Genomic DNA, 16,496 nt, shown 5'->3' on the forward strand with positions numbered 1-16,496 from the left:
CGTCTGATGCGCCGGAGTATCTCCAACTATTTCTGTGCAGGAACAGCACATACAGTAGTGGAAAGGTAACGATCTGCAATACCGATGTATTGCCCAGTGTTGGCATCGCGAATTGTGCCATCCTCGGGGTCAACGGTGCCACCAGTAACCGGATCAATGAGCTGATCGCCTTGGTGTATAAGACCGGTCTTGGGATCTGCTTCCGGTTGAGAGGCGCTAGGCGAGACAGCAGCTGCGTCTTCGCTATTCGCATCGGGCGTTGTTGATTGGTTAGCTGATGTGCTGTTGTCGGGGGAATGGTCCTTATATATATGCTCATCAGTTAACGGCTTTTCGGCCTTGAGTGTATCCCACACGTCTTGAGCTTCCGAAGCCCAGACCACGCGGGCTAGCGGATTGAGCGGATCGGGCTTAACCGGGAGCGTACGCGAATAAATGTGGGAAGAATTTATACTCTTCAAAGAATCCGCTAAACCATACAGGGTTGTAATGCTGCCTAAATCTTCTGAGAATTGCAAAGCATTTAACGAGGTTTTAGCCAGCTGATACATGCTTCCGAAGTTGGAATAGATATTATTGTGTTGGGCTTGATTCATTAAAGTTTTAATCAAATACTGCTGGCGGGTGGTACGCATAATATCCGAGCCGTCAGTACCGGTGCCGTGGCGCATGCGGGCGTATTGGGTGGCGTTGGTGCCATCGAGATGCTGCAAGCCTTTGTGGAGATCAAGACCGGTGTAGTCGTCTTTAGTATTGACAGGAATGCATATGTCGACACCGCCTAAGGCATCAATCATATCTTTCATACCGTTAAAATCGGCGACGACAAACTGCTGAATATCCAAGCCGGTTAAAGCATTGACCGCAGTTAAGGAGCAGGAGGCAGCAGAGGCGATGTCGCCGCCTTCTTGGTAGCCGGTAGCAAAGATGGAATTAAACATGACATACGGGCGGGCGGGAATCGTGGTGCCCTTGCTGGTTACACAGGCAGGAGCATTCACCATAGAATCTCGAGGGATGGGAACCATATTAATGTAGCTACGGTCTGCTGAAATTTGCGCCACGATTGCTGTATCCGACTGATGGTTGCCGGCATCTTCTAAATCTCCGCCACCAATAGCGGCATTTGCGGCACCTTCTCTCGTATCTTGGCCTAATACCAAAATATTAAGAGTTTTCCCTTTGTAAATATCTTCCGGGTCAGTGGTTTTGTTGCCGGGAACAAGTGGAATTTTAGGAACTTTATGTAGGCTGCCCATTGTTTCGATAACGGCTGCTGCTGCAAAGGAAGAGGCGAAAGCTAATACAGCGCAGATGCTGATGAGCACGCCATTACGCACACGGTGAGACACCTTAAAGCCGAGCGAGTGACGTGGGCCCATGCTCGCTTTGCCTCTAATGTTGGGTACACCGTGGCTGTCTTTCTTGTGTGAGGTCACGTTTGCGCCTTCCTGACCACTCCAGTAGAGTTCACCGTTGCTGTGCGCGAAGACGAACAGGCCCAAACATGGATGCCTTCAGCGCTTATACATCAGCTAATTGTAAGTCCTGCGGTATCCAGTTTGCTGATTTTGACTGGTAAAAGTGCCTCATTTGGCGTCTTTCAGAGGGCTGAGCCTCCTAGAAAAGTCGCTAAAACCCTAGTCCTGCAAGGTGCTTTGTGGGCTAAGGGCGCGAATGTGAAAAATGTGCAAGAAACGAGTACAGAGTTTCGTACGGTAGGGTCTTGCGTAGACTGGATTCTATGAATTCGTCCACTTCAATAGTTACTGACGTTCAACAGGTCCTCGCCGGCGCTATAGCTGCGCGACCCCAGTCGACCCGGCAAGAGGTGGACTCGTCGGTGGCTGCCGTCATTACCGCCCAGGCTGACATGACCTACTTGCCGCAGACCTTGAGCGCGGTTTTGGCTCAGCAGCTGCTACCGGCAGTCATTGTGATTGCAGACTGTTCGGGGGCCACCAGCGAGCCTTTATCATCTCGCATTCATCTCGAGCCCATTGCCGGCCGCCCACAGACCCTACGCTATGTTGATGTCGAAATAGTTCGCGCCCACGGTGCCTCCTCCTTCGGCGACGCTGTTCGCAAGGCTTTGGGTTACGCCCATCTGCCTCAGAGCGTACGGGCCCTATGGCTTCTTCACGACGATTCAAAGCCCTTAGACAAGCATTGCCTAGAAGCGCTGGCCGAAACATGGCGCGACACGCCGACAGCCTCCCTCTTAGGAGCCAAGCAGCTCGACTGGGAAGGCTGCGGCTTACACAACGTGGGATATTACGCCGCTCGAGGCAGGATTAACAGCCTAGTTGTCGACGGCGAGCCCGATCAAGAACAGTACGATGCCCGTCAAGATGTTTTCGGCGTTTCTCTGGCCGGAGCCTTGCTCCCCCTGCAAACCTTGCGAAGCATGTCTGATTTAGGCTCTTGGGCTGGCACATTTGGCCAATCTGCTGATTTCTCTCGCCGCGTCTGCCTCTCTGGAGGTCGTGTCGTGGTGGTGCCCTCGGCCCGTATCGGCCATTGCCGGGCCCGTTATGAGGGTCTACGAGACAAGTCGGGCCAGGGGGAGCGCAAGCGCGAGCCCCGTGACAGCTCCATGCAGGTCATCGACGCTCGTGAAACATATCTATATGCTGGCCACCGTGCAATTTTGTGGCCGCTTATTTGGCTCTTGCGCTTGGTCGGAGCTCTGTGGTTTGCGGCCGTACGTTTGACGGCTAAACAGCCTTACGCAGCTATCTGCGAGCTGTGCAGCCCCTGGCGTGTGCTAGCTCGTTTGGGTAAACTTCTTGCTGCCCGTCGCCACTTAAATCAAGTAAGTACTACTACTTTGGCCCGATTGGAACCATTGCAAGCCAATAGGCAGCAGGTGAAGCAGTGGCAGTTGCGAGTAAAAGCATATGAGGATCAGCTCAATCATCCTCTGCTCAATAATTTAGCCCGTGCGCACCTGCGGCACCAGCAGCGCATTCGCCTATATTGGGCACTTGCCATGACCGCTCTCGTGTGCGCTGGCACAACAGTTGCCTCATGGGACACCCTGAGAGGACTATTCTCGGGTGGTAGTTTGCACTCGGACTATCTCCTGGGCTCAGCAGCAGACCTGTCGAACCTGCTACAGACAGCCACCGTGCCTTGGACTTGGGGCGTTGGAGTTGGCGCTCCAGCAGCACCAACTCCCTTCTTCTTGGTATTGCTACCAGTAGCGATAGTTGCCGGCGGTAGCGTTTCTGCAGCCCTCGCCATCGTGTACTTCCTCTCTATTGCGCTTTCGGGGCTTTCATTCTGGGCGCTTGCTGGCATTTTCACTCGTTCGAATCCCATTCGCGCCCTCTCTGGTTTACTTTGGTCAGCCCTAGCGTTTGCCCTGCCAATCAGCAGCAGTGGCGATTTGCCGAATCTCGTAGTGATGGCTTTCATGCCGGCCGCTTTTGCCTTTACCTTCAGAGCCGTGGGCATGTATTACACTGAGCAGCCCGCCCAGCCCCACCCTTCAGTGCGCAATGCAGCCTGCGCTGCCCTGTGCTTTACAGTCGTAGTTTTGGCAGAGCCTCAGCTCTTGCTGGCTTTGGCGGTAGTCTTTGTGCTCTTCACTATCTTGGTTGAAAGCCATCGGGTTATGTTGGTGCTGATTCCGCTGCCTGCTGCTTTAGCTATCTCGCCCACGTTGATCAATACTGTAGTCCATATGAATGAGGGCAACTGGCGTCAGCTCTTTGGGGATGTCACTATTCCAGCCGTAGCGCGTTTTGGTCAGCCTAGGGCGGCGAGTGTGAGCGAGATTACGGCATCACTGCTCGACCTTCACTTCTCTGGTTCAATCACGTCTTGGCTCACTAGCAACAGTTGGCAGAGTCTGGCCTTACTTATCTCGCTCGTTATTATTGGCATCATTGCTTTGGTGAGTTTGTGCTTGCCATCTATTTCGCGAGTTTCGCGTCTTATGTGGTTCCTCTCTATCGTGGGTGCAGCTTTGGCTATGGTGTCCACTTGCCTTGCTGTCGGGCAAGACGGCTCTTTGCCCGCAGCTGGCTCTCCGTTGCCTGGTCTGCTGCTTGCTATGCTGGGCTTGCTGTCTTGCGTGGCGATGATGGCTGGCGGGGCGGTGCGGCCTTTTGAAACGCTTAATGTGCGCCGACAGAGTGCCTACCATGCTTATGCGGCTCTGGACAATCGAACTTCGGCTGCTGATGTGCAAGCGCAAGCCCGCCAAGCCCTTGAGCAAGACCCGGCAGTGCAGGAGCACTCTGGTAATTTTGCCGCACTCAACCAGCGTTGGACTGTCCAACGGGTGGCCCGGACTTTCTTATCCTGTGTGCTGCTGTTGGTGCTGGCTGCCACGAGTGCTGGTGGCATGAGCCGCTCAATTGCGGATTCAAGTTTGCGAGCTGACACCGGCGGCTTGCCCATGGTGGCTGTCGATTATTTGAACAGTTCCGACCGCCATCGGGTACTTGCACTGAGCCCTGTTAGTGAGCAACAGGTAGGCTATAGTGTAATGCGCACCGGCCGCGGAGACATCGTTGATGTTTCTGCTGCTTCTCAAGCCTTGCGTTTGGGAGGTCGTACTGATCAAGCTGAGCACAATCTTTCTACTGCTGCTGCCGATTTGATGGCACGCCCAAGCGCTGATGCTATCGAAAGCATTAGCAAGCTTGGCTTCGGAGGCATTTTCGTTCCTACAATTCAGGAAAGAGCCCATGTAGGAACTTCGCCTACCGACGTACTCACCTCTAATCTCACTGCTTCCGACGGTACTCAGCAGGTAGTTTCTGGCACTTCCGGCACTTATTTCCGGCTCACCTTAGTTGATGCAGACCGTCAGGGTGTTGAGGTATCTGGGGAGCAGGCAGCCTCCAGTTTGTGGTGGCGTTCAATCTGGCTGTGGTCTGTAGGACTACTGGTATTGGCTTACTGCTTGGTAGCTCTACCACGCTGGCGGTTCGCAGAAGGGGGACTAGCATGAGTAAAAACAAGCAGGGACTCGAATCGAAGTCGACACAATCTCGCTGGTGGCAGATGCTGACTGGTGCACTCACAGCTCTGATTATCATTGCTTTGTCGGTTGCTGTGATGGTGTTCAAGCCGCTTTCATCTACGATTGATGTTGGACACTTACAAGATACCGGCGTCAGAAATGTTAGTCAGCTCAACTCAACTGCATACTGCCCGGGCAGGATGGCTTTGGCAGATACCACTGCTTTTGGCGAGGTGAAACCTAGCGAGGGCAATATCGCCTCGGCCAGTCGTTTCGTAGCCTTTGGTCCTGTCTACAGTTCTACCGTTTCTGCGCTTTCTGGCTCGGGTCGGGAGCAGTTAGCAGACCATGATTTAGACGATGATGAACCGGTGCAGGCATGGTCTGGTTCTGCCGACAAAGGTGCGAGCTTACACCGCACTCAGCTCCTGCAGGCAGCACAGGGCGCTGGCGCAGCCGGGTCTGTGGTTTCTTGGGCTAGCCAAGGCGATTTGAAGGGTGTACAGGCAGCTTCTTGTCTTACTGCAAGTTTTGAACATTCATTCCTGCTGCCGTCAACTCAGCAGGGTTGGTCCCAGCAGCTGGTGGTCTATAACGCTTCGACCAAGGCCACGAGTGTCAATATCGAAGCTTATGGCAGTAAGGAGTCGGGCAAACTTGCTCTGGCTACTAGTGGTGGCATGGTGGTGAAAGCTACGAGTGAAGCCACCTTCGATATTGCTGCCGCGGCTCCAGAGCAAGATGGTATCTTAGTGCGTGTGTCTGGTACTGATGCGCCGGTGGCTGCTATGGTGCGAGTCAGTGCGATGGCGGGTACTCAATCTAAGGGTTCCGATTTTGCTATGAATGCTGGCAAATCCGCACGGCACGTTGCGCTGGCAGGCCTCGAAGCTGGTGATCAAACTAGGGTTTTGTTGGCTGGTCAGTCTAAGGGCAAGGTTCGAGTTTCTTGGGCTAAGCCCGACGGCTTGCACGAAGCGCAAACAGTGAATATAGACTCCCAAAAGGTTGTCAGTGTTGATTTGGGAGTTGCCCCAGATGACGTCGCGGGCTTACAGATTGAGGCTGATACTGCGGTGTATGCTGCGGCTCAAGCCACTCGCTCTGGAGACGAGGACCAGGCCGACTTTGCTTTCATCACTGCAGTCCCGGCTACCAAGGTGAGCGCTATGGTCCTGCCTGAGCATAGTGTCGGGCGCATCTTGCTGATGAACCCTGGCAAGAGCGAGGCGCGCGCTCACTTGTATGGTTTCGACGGTGAGGGCAGGTATGCAGCTAACCGACAGGTAGATATACAGCCTGGTGAAGGCATTGGCCTCGATCTCGACGAAATCGGCAAGAATGTAGCTATCGTGCGTTTGGAAGATGACAGCAAACAGCTAGTTTGGAATATGCGTGTGGGCACACCAGATGTGTCTGAGGCCAACGTGGCGGGGCTAGCCTTGTTGCAGCCTACCAGCTTGATGCCGCAGACGCTTACTGTACGTGCCCAGCCTACTCAAGGGCTCGTGCAGTAGGCCTTCCTCTTATACGCCCCAAGAAGGGTCGAGGTCTTCGGGGTGTTTGCCGTATAGCTCTGCTAGGCGCAGCACCATCTCATCGCGAATAATAAATTGCATCTCGAGGCGGCCGTGAGCCTTGCCTTGTATGGGCATGCGGTAGAGGACCACGCGAGCTGGAATGCCTCGGCTGGCGGGGAATGCTCTTGAGAGCGCGCAGGGCTCTTCGTCCCAAGGCAGCGGATCCGAGGGAGGCACATCTTCGACTGCGAACTGTACAGAGCGCATGTATTGTGGCCAAGCAGCGTCTAAGCGTTTCATGTGTGAGGCTACCAAAGCGTCGAAAATGCCTGCTTTTGTTCGCGAGCGAGGTATGCGGGTGCCGAAGGTGGGTCGTCGGATGCCTCGGCCGTGAAGGTCTCTGTAGCTGCCTTCTTGCCAGGGTAGCGGTGTGGAATTCATGCATACTACTCTAACCAGCTGTCCTGATATGTGTTTTTTGCTACGATAACGAAGGTTACTGCTTCTGCATACAAAAGGAGTTGGCATGGGCGAACAAGACCAGCAGGCACTCGTAGTTCCTTCTTGGCGGCAGCAAGATTTGGCTGCCTTATGTGCGCGCACCCAATTGATGGCCTTCGACCTAGATACGACGCTGGCTCGCTCAAAAACTCGAATGAGCAATCAGATGGCCCTCCAGTTTGCGGCCTTGACCCATCTACGCCCAGTTGCCATCGTTTCGGGAGGCCGCTTTGAACAATTCCGCGACCAAGTTCTAGCCGCGCTCCCAGCAGATACCAACTGGTCTCAGCTCCACCTGATGCCTACTTCAGGAACTCGCTACTATCGTTGGGATGGCAACGATTGGGAGCAGGTATATGCTCATGATTTAAGTCCTGAGGACCGTATGGCAGCTATGGATAGCCTTGAGCAGCGGGCTAAGGAGTTGGGCGCTTGGGAAGAGCATACTTGGGGTCCGCGCTTAGAAGACCGCGGCTCGCAAATTACCTTCTCCGCCCTTGGCCAGCAGGCACCGGTTGAGGCTAAAGAAGCTTGGGATCCGACTAACGAGCGCAAGAATGCTCTGGCTTTGGCCGTAAGCCAAGACCTGCCTCACTTGCAGGTGCGCTCTGGCGGTTCAACCAGCGTCGATATATCTGCCAAGGGCATTGACAAGGCGTATGCGGTTGGGCAGTTGGCACGTATTACTGGCGTGCCGGTAGCACATATGATGTTTGTGGGCGACCGCATGGATTCTGATGGTAATGATTATCCGGCAGCGCTGGCAGGCACCATGGCACTGCGGGTGAGCGATCCCGACGACACTCTCGAATTGCTTGGGCAGGTCGAGTCCCTGCTTAAGGCTTAGGTGGATAAGCGGTCACATTCGACCACAAGGGTCTGCCGGGCTAGGAGCGCTGTCTTTCCTGCTATAGGCTCGCGGGTATGGCAAGAGGATTGAACGTTGTACTGCAAGCGGGCTTGAATGTATTACGGCAGATGCGAGATGTACTCATGCCTCGGGGCTGCGCGGGGTGTGACCAGCCTGACCAAGTGCTGTGTCCGTGCTGTTTTGAGCGTTTTCACCACTACGAAACGTTTGATTCTGCTGGATTTGAGTGGGCGATTGGTTGTACCTGCGCCGCATATTCTGGGCCGGTTCGTCGCTCTATCTTGGAGTGGAAAGATCACGACGATAGGGAAGTGACCCGCGAGTTTTGCGCTATTGTGGCAGACTTGGTAGAGCGCATTAGTCCGATGCTTGCTGACCAAGCAGAGGCTAGGCTGCTCCTCGTGCCGGCTCCTTCTTCGAAACAATCTCTTCGCCGGCGGGGGAGAGTCCATCTGTGGCCTTTGGCCCAAGCGGCTGCCGCTCGTTTGCAAGATTACGGTTACCAGGCTTATGCGCAGCAGGTCTTGTCTATGCGCTCAGTTTCGGGTAAGGCGGTGCAACTGCGGGGTGCTGCTGCTCGTGCCCGGCGGGTGAGTGGTCATATTCAAGTTACACCAGGCAAAGATGTGGCCGGGCAGGCCATCATCCTTATCGACGATATAGTGACTACGGGTTCCACTGCCCGCCAGTGCGCCGCTGTCTTGCGTGAGGCGGGGGCAAAGCCTCTGACAGTGTTGGCTCTAGCTAGAGCAGGGGAGCGCTCTCAAGGAGATTTATCTTCTGTATGCGACTGATTTAGGAGCAGTAGTCGAGCTAGTGAGCACGGACAGTTACCATTTCTTCCCAGCGGGTAGTGGGCCTAGCTGAGAGCATTTTACGATTCATGGCCCAGTGCCCGCCGGTATCTGCATCTTGCCTGCCAGCTCCGCGAATACCGCCGTACCCGATGCCGACATGGAAGGGGCCGAAGCGACGGGCCGCCTCCTCTAAAACAGGACCTAGTCCCGGGTCGCGTTCGGCAGCTAACCCGTCTAACGTTTGGAAAGCATCAGCATCTTGCAGGTCGAGCAACACCACTCCGGCTCGAATGTAAGGGGCATGAGGGTCAATTCGGTCTTGTAGGGCTCTGCGAGCTGCCCGCGTGATAATCATAGGATTGTCACAGGGGTCTTCCAAGCGTATTGTGTGGCTGCAAGCTGTGTACCGGTAGGAGGCATAGGGGCTGGTAGAGCAGAAAGCTCGAACCTGGGAACATAAGCTGCCCTGTCGGCGTAGGCGGGTGCAGGCTTTCTGAGCGTAGACGCTCAGGGCTTGACTTAAGGTATCAAAGCCCACAACGGGATCGGAAAACATGCGTGAGCACAGAATCTGCGTGGTGCGCACGCCGCTGTTGGCGTTTTCCTCATTTTCGACTGCTGGTATGCCTCGAAGCTCTAAGACGGTGCGTTCTAGGGTGACGGAGAAGCGGCGGCGGATGGTAGTTGGATCGGCATTTCGTAGATCTAAAGCGCTAATGATTCCCATGCTTTCAAGCTTGCGGGTCAGCCGGCGGCCTACGCCCCAAATGTCTCGTATAGGCACGGATTCGAGTATGTGGTCACCGTACCGGCGGTAGATACGGCTCCATAGGGTGATACCGGCCGAAGAAGGGTGGCTCTTGGCCCAGTGGTTGGCCACTTTTGCCAAGGTTTTAGTAGGGGCAACTCCCACGCTGACTGGTATGCCGACACTACGGAGAACTTCCTCGCGCAGGCGGGAGCAAGCATCAAAGGTAGCGTCGTCATCCCATAAGCTCAGCATGAAGCACTCGTCGATAGAATAGACCTCTTGCTCGAGGAAGAACTGCTCCATAATGCCCATCATCCGGTGGGAGAGGGAGGCATAGAGCTCATAGTTAGAGCTACGAGCGATGACTCCATCTAGGCCCGCCTGTTCCTTGATGGTGAACCAAGGAGTGCCGTTGGTAATGCCTAGCTTCTTGGCAGCGGGACTTCGGGCCACCACACAGCCATCGTTGTTGGACAGCACCACGACTGGTTTGCCTGCTAGTGAGGGATCGAAAACTGACTCGCAGGAAGCAAAGAAGGAGTTAGCATCGGCTAGTACATATTGTGGCTGCTGTCGAGCATGGTCGTATAAGTGGTCTGGATCGATAGCTGACTTATACATGATGCCCCCATTCTGCCGATGGATAGGGCGAATCTGGACTGGAATGGAAGCCAGGTTTACGATTGCCGGTGGGCTGACCGGCGCTCCTGCTGCTATTTGGCGTGCCTGCCAAGGTGTGGTTTGAGCTTGCGCCAGGCTGTGGATAAGTAACTTTGGGAGCGGGTCTGCCTTCAATATGCGTGGAAGTATCAGCGCGCTGCCAGTGGTAATTGCCAGTAACTACTCCCCAGACGACGAGCTCTTCACCTTCAAGCGGGTGAAAGTCAGGGTAGGCGGGATTTTCTGCATGTAAGTAAGTTTGCTGCCCTTGGCATCGCAGGCGTTTTACGGTGAGCTCATCGTTCAGAATAGCGATAACCACATCGCCGTCGGTAGGAGTTAGAGAACGGTCAACGATGAGCAGGTCGTTGTCGAAAATGCCGGCACCGATCATGGAGTCACCAGCTACACGCACTATGAATGTGGAATTGGGATGCACGATGACGTGTTCGTCAAAACTAAATTCGCCCGAAAAGTAATCTTGCGCTACTGAGGGAAAACCGGCGTGTACGGCCTCCAGAGCCACGGGAACAAGCTGCGGTTTGAGGCTTATCGAATAGACGTTACTGACATCAAGAGTTTGGTCACCTGCTGTCGCCGGTCTCGCGGACTGATCTGCCATGCCACACCTCATCCATAATGTACTCGAACATTTGTTCTAATTTATTATGGATGTACAAGCGGACAAAGTTTAGTCTTGTATGTTGTCTATTTCATCGTCTTCAATGTGGTACTTGGGTAGCGTAACTTCAAAGTCAGCTCCGCGATTATCATCTACTACACGCACCTGTCCGCCGTGCAATTGTGCAGCCCAGCGGGCGATGGAGAGACCCAGCCCAGTGCCGCCAGACTCAGTACCGGGGCCCGACTTGCCTTTCACAAACCTGCGGAAAATGTCAGAGCGGGCCTGCGCTGGAATTTGCGAACCAAAGTTGATGACATTGGTTACTACCGTGCCATGAGTCTCGTCTTCATGTGCTTCTATAAGTACGTCAGTGCCGTCTGCTGAATGTTTTAAGGCGTTGGCAATAATGTTGGTAAAGAGCTGGCGGAGGCGGTCTTGGTCGCCTTCTAGAGTGATCCCGCTAGGAATGTCTACATGAATCTGATGGGCATGCCCGGCATCGGCAATCTCCAGAGGCTCGACCGTGTCGTCGATGAACTCGGCGAAGTTGAACTTTTCGATTTCCAAACTGGCAGCGCCTGCCTCCATGCGAGACAAATCAAGCAGGAAAGCAATTAAATCGCTCAAGCGGTGGGTCTGGTTGAGAATGCCTTCTAGATTGGCTGGAGTAGGCTCAGTGACGCCATCAGCCATGTTTTCGACCATAGCTTGCAGGGCAGAGACGGGCGTGCGTAGCTCGTGAGAGACGTTCGCCACCATGTCTCGCCTCATCTGGTCGGCATGCTCAAGCTCTTCAGCCATCTCATTGAAGGACCGAGCTAAGAGCCCAACTTCATCTCGAGAACTCGTGGCGGTGTGAACGCGCACGCTGTAATTGCCCTCGGCCATAGCCTCAGCAGCATCCCTCATCTGCCGTAGGGGAGCGGTGAGTCCCCGGGAAAAGTAGTAAGTGATGCCCAGAGCCACTATTAGGGTAAGCGGCATGGCAATCCAGCCGGACCAGCCGATTTTCAGCAAGAACCAAGCCATCACAAAAGCAATGGCGGTAGATAGGGTAATCAACACGCTCAGCTCGGCCTTGAGCGAGGAAAAAGTACCAATAGGCCGATCTGTTTTGAGCGTGGAATCTACAGCAGAAGTGAGCGTCTGCTTTGCTGAGTTTCTTTTACGTTGAGAAGATGACTGCTTACTCATGCGCTGAACTTATAGCCCCCCAAGCTTTGTATCAGTTGCTCTCCGGCGGTTCAAAGGCATAGCCCACGCCGTGTACGGTGCGAATCATCTGAGCACCCAGCTTATGGCGCAAGGCCTTCACATGGGAGTCAACAGTGCGGGTGCCTGAGGCATCTACCCAGTCCCAGACTTCTTCTAGTAGCTTTTCGCGGGTGAGTACCGACTTGGGCTTGCGGGCCAAGGTAGCCAGCAGGTCAAACTCAGTGGGCGTGAGGTGAACTTGCTCGCCATCTTGAATCACAATGCGCTGGGCTGGGTCGATGACTAGTGATCCAAAATCGAGCAGCTTCTCGTTTTCTGAATTCTTGGCAATCACCTTGGCTCGCTCCACTCGGCGTAGGAGGGCCTTGCATCGGGCAATGAGCTCACGCATGGAGAAGGGTTTGGTCATGTAATCATCAGCGCCGGCACCCAAGCCAGTGACCTTGTCGGCCTCATCGTCGCGGGCCGTCAAAATGAGCACAGGCACTGGCCGCTCAGCCACGATGCGCTTGGTTGCCTCAAGGCCATCCATAACGGGAAGCATGATATCCATGACCACTAAGTCTGGCTTAAACTGGCTAGCTGCTTGTACGGCGCTTGCGCCATCTGCGGCCACACGCGCAGTCCAACCCTCAGCAGTAATGCGCTGCGCTATAGCCGTAGCTAGCGTAGGCTCATCTTCGACCACGAGGATAGTGGTCCCTGCCGCGTAAGTGGTCGTATTTTTGATCATGCTCGCTCTGCCTTTACTCTACGCAATAGTTCTCATCGTATTCTAGACTAGTCATAGGGGTAAAAAAAGTATTTTCCCCCTCTTTTTTGGCTTCTCCACAGGCGCTCGGACTGCTGAGTTTGTGGCTCAAAGTCCATAGCGAATGCAAATATATACCTGTATTATTGTACATTTACGTTGCTACTACGCGCAGGCCATGCACCTGCTAGTACGCTGATGGAGGGTCCATGGATTACAAGGTCGGCGATATGGTCGTCTATCCGCGTCACGGTGCTGCCAGGGTCGATGCCATTACGGAGCGGACCGTTAAGGGGATTACACGAGAGTATTTGCAACTCTCTGTACTGTCCTCAGATGGACTTGTTATTGATGTTCCCATCGAGAACGCCAAGAAGGTTGGTGTGCGAGACATCGTCGATGGTAAGGCCGTTGCCAAGGTCTTCCAAATTTTACGCACTCCAATTGTTGAAGAAAAAGAGATGAATTGGTCTCGTCGTTATAAGCTCAATGTTGAGAAAATTGCCACCGGTGAGGTCAACAAAATAGCTGAAGTAGTGCGCGATCTTTCTCAGCGAGACGTTGACGAACACGGACTTTCTGCCGGAGAGAAACGCATGTTGAGCAAGGCTCGCTCGATTCTCACCTCAGAGATTGCCCTATCAGAAAAGATAGGCGAAGAAGAGACTCAGCGCTTAATCGATGTAAATCTCGGCTATGGTCAGCCCCAAGCTGGAGATGAAAAGCATCACAGCAAGGCCCCTAAAGAGTCAGCCGACCAGACTTTGGCTCGGGTAGCAGAGCAGGCTAAGGCCAAAGCAGCCAAGGCCAAGTCAAAAACTAAGTCCAAGAAGTAACGCTGTAATTCGTTACAAAGTAATCGGGCAGTAGCATTCGCCGAGCGTCGTTGTATACGACTACGAATGCTACTGCCCGCTTGTGTATAAGCCAGCATGCCTCAGTCGGCGCTAGACGCTGCGCTTACCTCTGTGTTTCAAGCTTTGACCGGCCTGAGCAATAGCCCAAATTAGTGTGGAAATACTGACTATGATGAAGGACGGGGGAGCGGGAAACATGGTGGAAAGCACTAGTCCGCCCCAGATAGAGACCAAGCAGATACAGCCGGAAACAATCATGGCTTTGAGTGGAGAAGCAACCATGATGTTGGCTGTAGCGGCAGGCGTCACTATGAGAGCAAAAATAAGCAAGGTGCCGACTGCGGGCACAGCAATGGTAATAACGCCAGCCATAAGAGCCATATATACTAGGTTCATAGCGGCAATGGGAACGCCTTTGGCTTGAGCTACTTGCTCGTCGAGAGAGCTAAAGAGCAAGGGGCGATACATAAGCATAAGCACCACAACCAGCGCTATATCAAAGATGACGAAGCCAATGATTTGATCGCTGGTTACCGTCAGAATTGAGCCAAACAAGATGGCCTGCATCTGTTGAGAAGCCGAAGATGAGAGCCGAGCAAAGAAAAGCCCTAAACCTGTTGCAAAAGCTAATACGGTGCCGGTAGCAATTTCGCGCTGAGAAGCCTTCTTGCCCAAGGCACCGATAATAAGTGCGCCCCCTAATGCAAAGATACCCAATCCTGCCGAGACCGGGAGCCCCAAAAGTACAGCTCCGGTAGCGCCGGGCAATCCGATGTGGGCAAGGGCATGGGCCGCGAAGGTGGAGTGCCGCGCAATAGTGAAGTAACCCATCGCTCCGGCAGCAATAGCTATGAGAGCCCCAGCTAGGATGGCCTTAATCATAAAAGGTGACCCTAGGGTCTCTAACCAATTTGGGTCAAAACTGAAGGCGTTCATGCTTGCCTTTCCTGTGCGCTGTGTTCCATGTCGAGTCTGGCGATTTCTGTGGCTGTGTGCGTGTGATGCCGTCGCATGCTTGGGCCTTGAACGCTTGGGCTGATAAACATTTCGCCCTGCGCGGTCGTGACCACCTCCACATCGGTGCCATACAAGTGAGTTAAAAGTTCCGAGTCCATTACATCGTGAATACCTGCGTAATGAGGGTGCCCATCTAATAGATATATGGCGCCGTCCAAAATGGGCAGGAGCATATTCAAATCATGGGCCACCACCTGCACGCTCATACCTAACTCAGAGTTGAGCCGGGCCAAGACTTGCACAATTTCGCGCTGACTGGCCAAATCAAGGTTGGCAAGCGGCTCGTCGAGCATGAGGAGTTTGGGCTTACCGGCGAGAGCCTGGGCAATGGCCACCCGTTGCCTCAGGCCTCCCGAAAGGTCGCTCAGTCTGGAGTGGGCCCTGTCGTGCACGCCTGTAAAGGTCATGGCTTGATTGGCCTGTTCGCGCTCGCTGCGAGTGGTGGGGTGGAGACCGAAACGGGTGCCGTTAATACCTAGGAGTACCGATTGCTCGACAGTCAGATTGGCATCAATTTCGCTGGTATATGACTGAGGCACATATCCAATCTGTGCCGTTGCCTTGCCTGCGGGCTGCCCCAATACGCTGATGGAGCCTTCCGAAAGGGGGAGTAGTCCCAGTTCTGCTTTCATCAGAGTAGTTTTGCCAGCGCCGTTGGTGCCTACAATGGCCGTTACTGTGCCAGTAGGAATGGCGAAATTGCCGTGGGACCAAATGCTGTGCCCGCTGCGGGCAATGGCCGCTTGAGTGAGAACGATTACTGCGTTCCCGTGTTCGTGTTCTGACATGTACGTTCTTTCTGGCCAGATTCAGATGCAAATCATCTCTTAATGATTATGATTCTCAATATGGACAAGGAAACATGCTCGACAAGACCTGTCGATAGGCTAAAGGCACACCAGATAACTCCAGCGCATGGGAGGCGGTAGGCATGGCCTTACGATTAGACGGAACTGCCCAGGCGGCTCAGATAAAAGAACAGCTTAAAGCAAGGGTTGAAACCCTCAGACAGCAAGGTATCGAGCCGGGCTTAGGGACTTTGCTCGTAGGAGAAGATCCAGGTTCGGTCAAGTATGTTGAGGGAAAGCATCGTGATTGTGCTGAAGTAGGCATTCGCTCTATCCGCCGCCAACTGCCAGCCAGTGCTAGCCAAAGTGACATCGCTAAGGAAGTTGCAGCGCTCAATGCCGATCCTTCCTGCACCGGTTTTATTGTCCAGCTGCCGCTTCCTCGGGGCGTAGACCAGACCGCAATTATCAATCAGATAGACCCAGCCAAAGATGCTGACGGCATGCATCCTTACAATCTTGGACAGCTCGTTTTGCATACTGCCGGTCCTATTGATACGCCTTTGCCCTGCACTCCGCGAGGTATTATCAGCCTGCTGGATGCCTACGATGTGAAATTAGATGGCAAGCAAGTGTGCGTTATTGGGCGCGGACTCACCGTCGGCAGAACCATTGGTTTACTGCTGACTCGCAAGAGCGTCAATGCTACCGTGACTTTGTGCCACACCGGTACCCGCAATCTCAGCGAGCAGATGCGTCAAGCCGATGTGATTATTGCCGCAGTTGGGCAAGTGGGAATAGTGAAGGCTCAAGATGTTTCTGAGGGAGCGGTCCTAGTCGATGTCGGAGTTACCCGGTTCTGGGATGAAGAAGCACAGCGTTGGCGGGTGCGTGGCGATATTGAACCAGCGGCTCGTGAACGGGCAGCGGCTTACACGCCAAATCCTGGGGGAGTGGGGCCCATGACCCGGGCTATGCTCTTGGTTAATGTAGTCGAAGCAGCGGAGCGTGCAGAGGCTCAATAAGTTGTCCCGGTGGCTCACCCCGGAAAGAATTCGCGACACGCCGAGCGCTTTCAGTCCATTTGACTGCCCCAGCTCCTATTATGTAAGAGTATGTCCGTCAAGGGCGGGCCAAAATTTAAGATTCATAACTGAAAATTAGT

Annotated in this window: 14 protein-coding genes; 6 read left to right on the forward strand and 8 right to left on the reverse strand. The window is 53.9% G+C overall.

Going from position 1 to position 16,496, the window contains the following annotated elements; translation table 11 throughout:
* Window positions 1-26 precede the first annotated feature (26 nt).
* Window positions 27-1,382 carry an LCP family protein gene (locus R8377_RS02865; protein WP_317643466.1) on the reverse strand — a complete coding sequence of 452 codons (1,356 nt, stop codon included), beginning with the start codon at window positions 1,380-1,382 and terminating at the stop codon, window positions 27-29.
* 362 nt (window positions 1,383-1,744) lie between these two features.
* Here R8377_RS02865 and R8377_RS02870 point away from each other — a divergent pair, with 362 nt between their 5' ends.
* The gene (locus tag R8377_RS02870) at window positions 1,745-4,966 is read left to right on the forward strand and encodes a glycosyltransferase family 2 protein (protein WP_317643467.1); all 3,222 of its coding nucleotides are present in this window, start codon (window positions 1,745-1,747) and stop codon (window positions 4,964-4,966) included.
* The gene (locus R8377_RS02875) at window positions 4,963-6,495 is read left to right on the forward strand and encodes a DUF5719 family protein (protein ID WP_317643468.1); all 1,533 of its coding nucleotides are present in this window, start codon (window positions 4,963-4,965) and stop codon (window positions 6,493-6,495) included. Before R8377_RS02870 ends, R8377_RS02875 begins: the two co-directional genes overlap by 4 nt.
* Window positions 6,496-6,504: 9 nt before the next feature.
* Here R8377_RS02875 and R8377_RS02880 read toward each other — a convergent pair whose 3' ends face one another.
* Window positions 6,505-6,939 (reverse strand): metallopeptidase family protein, encoded by a 435-nt coding sequence (locus R8377_RS02880; RefSeq protein WP_317643469.1) that lies wholly within the window; start codon window positions 6,937-6,939, stop codon window positions 6,505-6,507.
* Between the two features lie 85 nt (window positions 6,940-7,024).
* Between R8377_RS02880 and R8377_RS02885 the strand changes: the two genes are divergently transcribed.
* Window positions 7,025-7,846, forward strand: coding sequence for an HAD-IIB family hydrolase (locus R8377_RS02885; protein WP_317643470.1), 822 nt, complete (start codon window positions 7,025-7,027; stop codon window positions 7,844-7,846).
* Window positions 7,847-8,151: 305 nt separating this feature from the next.
* Window positions 8,152-8,664 carry a ComF family protein gene (locus R8377_RS02890; protein ID WP_317643471.1) on the forward strand — a complete coding sequence of 171 codons (513 nt, stop codon included), beginning with the start codon at window positions 8,152-8,154 and terminating at the stop codon, window positions 8,662-8,664.
* A 19-nt stretch (window positions 8,665-8,683) separates the two neighbouring features.
* Here the strand turns inward: R8377_RS02890 and R8377_RS02895 are convergent, their stop codons facing one another.
* The 4 genes from R8377_RS02895 to R8377_RS02910 form a co-directional block, all read right to left on the reverse strand.
* On the reverse strand, window positions 8,684-10,039 hold the full coding sequence (locus R8377_RS02895; protein ID WP_317643472.1) for a Y-family DNA polymerase: 1,356 nt from the start codon (window positions 10,037-10,039) through the stop codon (window positions 8,684-8,686).
* Window positions 10,032-10,700 carry a LexA family protein gene (locus tag R8377_RS02900; protein WP_317643473.1) on the reverse strand — a complete coding sequence of 223 codons (669 nt, stop codon included), beginning with the start codon at window positions 10,698-10,700 and terminating at the stop codon, window positions 10,032-10,034. Before R8377_RS02900 ends, R8377_RS02895 begins: the two co-directional genes overlap by 8 nt.
* A gap of 69 nt (window positions 10,701-10,769) precedes the next feature.
* Window positions 10,770-11,897, reverse strand: a complete 1,128-nt coding sequence (locus tag R8377_RS02905) for a sensor histidine kinase (protein WP_317643474.1) — start codon at window positions 11,895-11,897, stop codon at window positions 10,770-10,772.
* Window positions 11,898-11,928: 31 nt separating this feature from the next.
* Window positions 11,929-12,651 (reverse strand): response regulator transcription factor, encoded by a 723-nt coding sequence (locus R8377_RS02910; RefSeq protein WP_317643475.1) that lies wholly within the window; start codon window positions 12,649-12,651, stop codon window positions 11,929-11,931.
* Window positions 12,652-12,878: 227 nt separating this feature from the next.
* Here R8377_RS02910 and R8377_RS02915 point away from each other — a divergent pair, with 227 nt between their 5' ends.
* On the forward strand, window positions 12,879-13,505 hold the full coding sequence (locus tag R8377_RS02915) for a CarD family transcriptional regulator (protein WP_317643476.1): 627 nt from the start codon (window positions 12,879-12,881) through the stop codon (window positions 13,503-13,505).
* Between the two features lie 111 nt (window positions 13,506-13,616).
* Here R8377_RS02915 and R8377_RS02920 read toward each other — a convergent pair whose 3' ends face one another.
* Both R8377_RS02920 and R8377_RS02925 read right to left on the reverse strand, forming a co-directional pair.
* A complete protein-coding gene (locus tag R8377_RS02920; protein WP_317643477.1) occupies window positions 13,617-14,462 on the reverse strand; it encodes a metal ABC transporter permease in 846 nt (281 codons plus the stop codon).
* Window positions 14,459-15,331, reverse strand: a complete 873-nt coding sequence (locus tag R8377_RS02925; protein ID WP_317643479.1) for a metal ABC transporter ATP-binding protein — start codon at window positions 15,329-15,331, stop codon at window positions 14,459-14,461. The genes R8377_RS02920 and R8377_RS02925 overlap by 4 nt, the downstream gene beginning before the upstream one ends.
* Before the next feature lie 143 nt (window positions 15,332-15,474).
* On the opposite strand from R8377_RS02925, the gene R8377_RS02930 reads away from it, so the two are divergent.
* On the forward strand, window positions 15,475-16,356 hold the full coding sequence (locus R8377_RS02930; RefSeq protein WP_317643480.1) for a bifunctional methylenetetrahydrofolate dehydrogenase/methenyltetrahydrofolate cyclohydrolase: 882 nt from the start codon (window positions 15,475-15,477) through the stop codon (window positions 16,354-16,356).
* The last annotated feature ends 140 nt before the right edge of the window (window positions 16,357-16,496 follow it).

The organism is Bombiscardovia apis, from assembly GCF_033095945.1.
Taxonomy (GTDB): Bacteria; Actinomycetota; Actinomycetes; order Actinomycetales; family Bifidobacteriaceae; genus Bombiscardovia; species Bombiscardovia apis.

Coding starts and splice junctions, on each gene's coding strand:
- R8377_RS02905 (WP_317643474.1), bottom strand. CDS start 11,897: ATGAGTAAGCAGTCATCTTCTCAACGTAAAAGAAACTCAGCAAAGCAG.
- R8377_RS02900 (WP_317643473.1), bottom strand. CDS start 10,700: ATGGCAGATCAGTCCGCGAGACCGGCGACAGCAGGTGACCAAACTCTT.
- R8377_RS02870 (WP_317643467.1), top strand. CDS start 1,745: ATGAATTCGTCCACTTCAATAGTTACTGACGTTCAACAGGTCCTCGCC.
- R8377_RS02925 (WP_317643479.1), bottom strand. CDS start 15,331: ATGTCAGAACACGAACACGGGAACGCAGTAATCGTTCTCACTCAAGCG.
- R8377_RS02910 (WP_317643475.1), bottom strand. CDS start 12,651: ATGATCAAAAATACGACCACTTACGCGGCAGGGACCACTATCCTCGTG.
- R8377_RS02875 (WP_317643468.1), top strand. CDS start 4,963: ATGAGTAAAAACAAGCAGGGACTCGAATCGAAGTCGACACAATCTCGC.
- R8377_RS02880 (WP_317643469.1), bottom strand. CDS start 6,939: ATGAATTCCACACCGCTACCCTGGCAAGAAGGCAGCTACAGAGACCTT.
- R8377_RS02865 (WP_317643466.1), bottom strand. CDS start 1,382: ATGGGCCCACGTCACTCGCTCGGCTTTAAGGTGTCTCACCGTGTGCGT.
- R8377_RS02920 (WP_317643477.1), bottom strand. CDS start 14,462: ATGAACGCCTTCAGTTTTGACCCAAATTGGTTAGAGACCCTAGGGTCA.
- R8377_RS02915 (WP_317643476.1), top strand. CDS start 12,879: ATGGATTACAAGGTCGGCGATATGGTCGTCTATCCGCGTCACGGTGCT.
- R8377_RS02885 (WP_317643470.1), top strand. CDS start 7,025: ATGGGCGAACAAGACCAGCAGGCACTCGTAGTTCCTTCTTGGCGGCAG.
- R8377_RS02895 (WP_317643472.1), bottom strand. CDS start 10,039: ATGTATAAGTCAGCTATCGATCCAGACCACTTATACGACCATGCTCGA.
- R8377_RS02930 (WP_317643480.1), top strand. CDS start 15,475: ATGGCCTTACGATTAGACGGAACTGCCCAGGCGGCTCAGATAAAAGAA.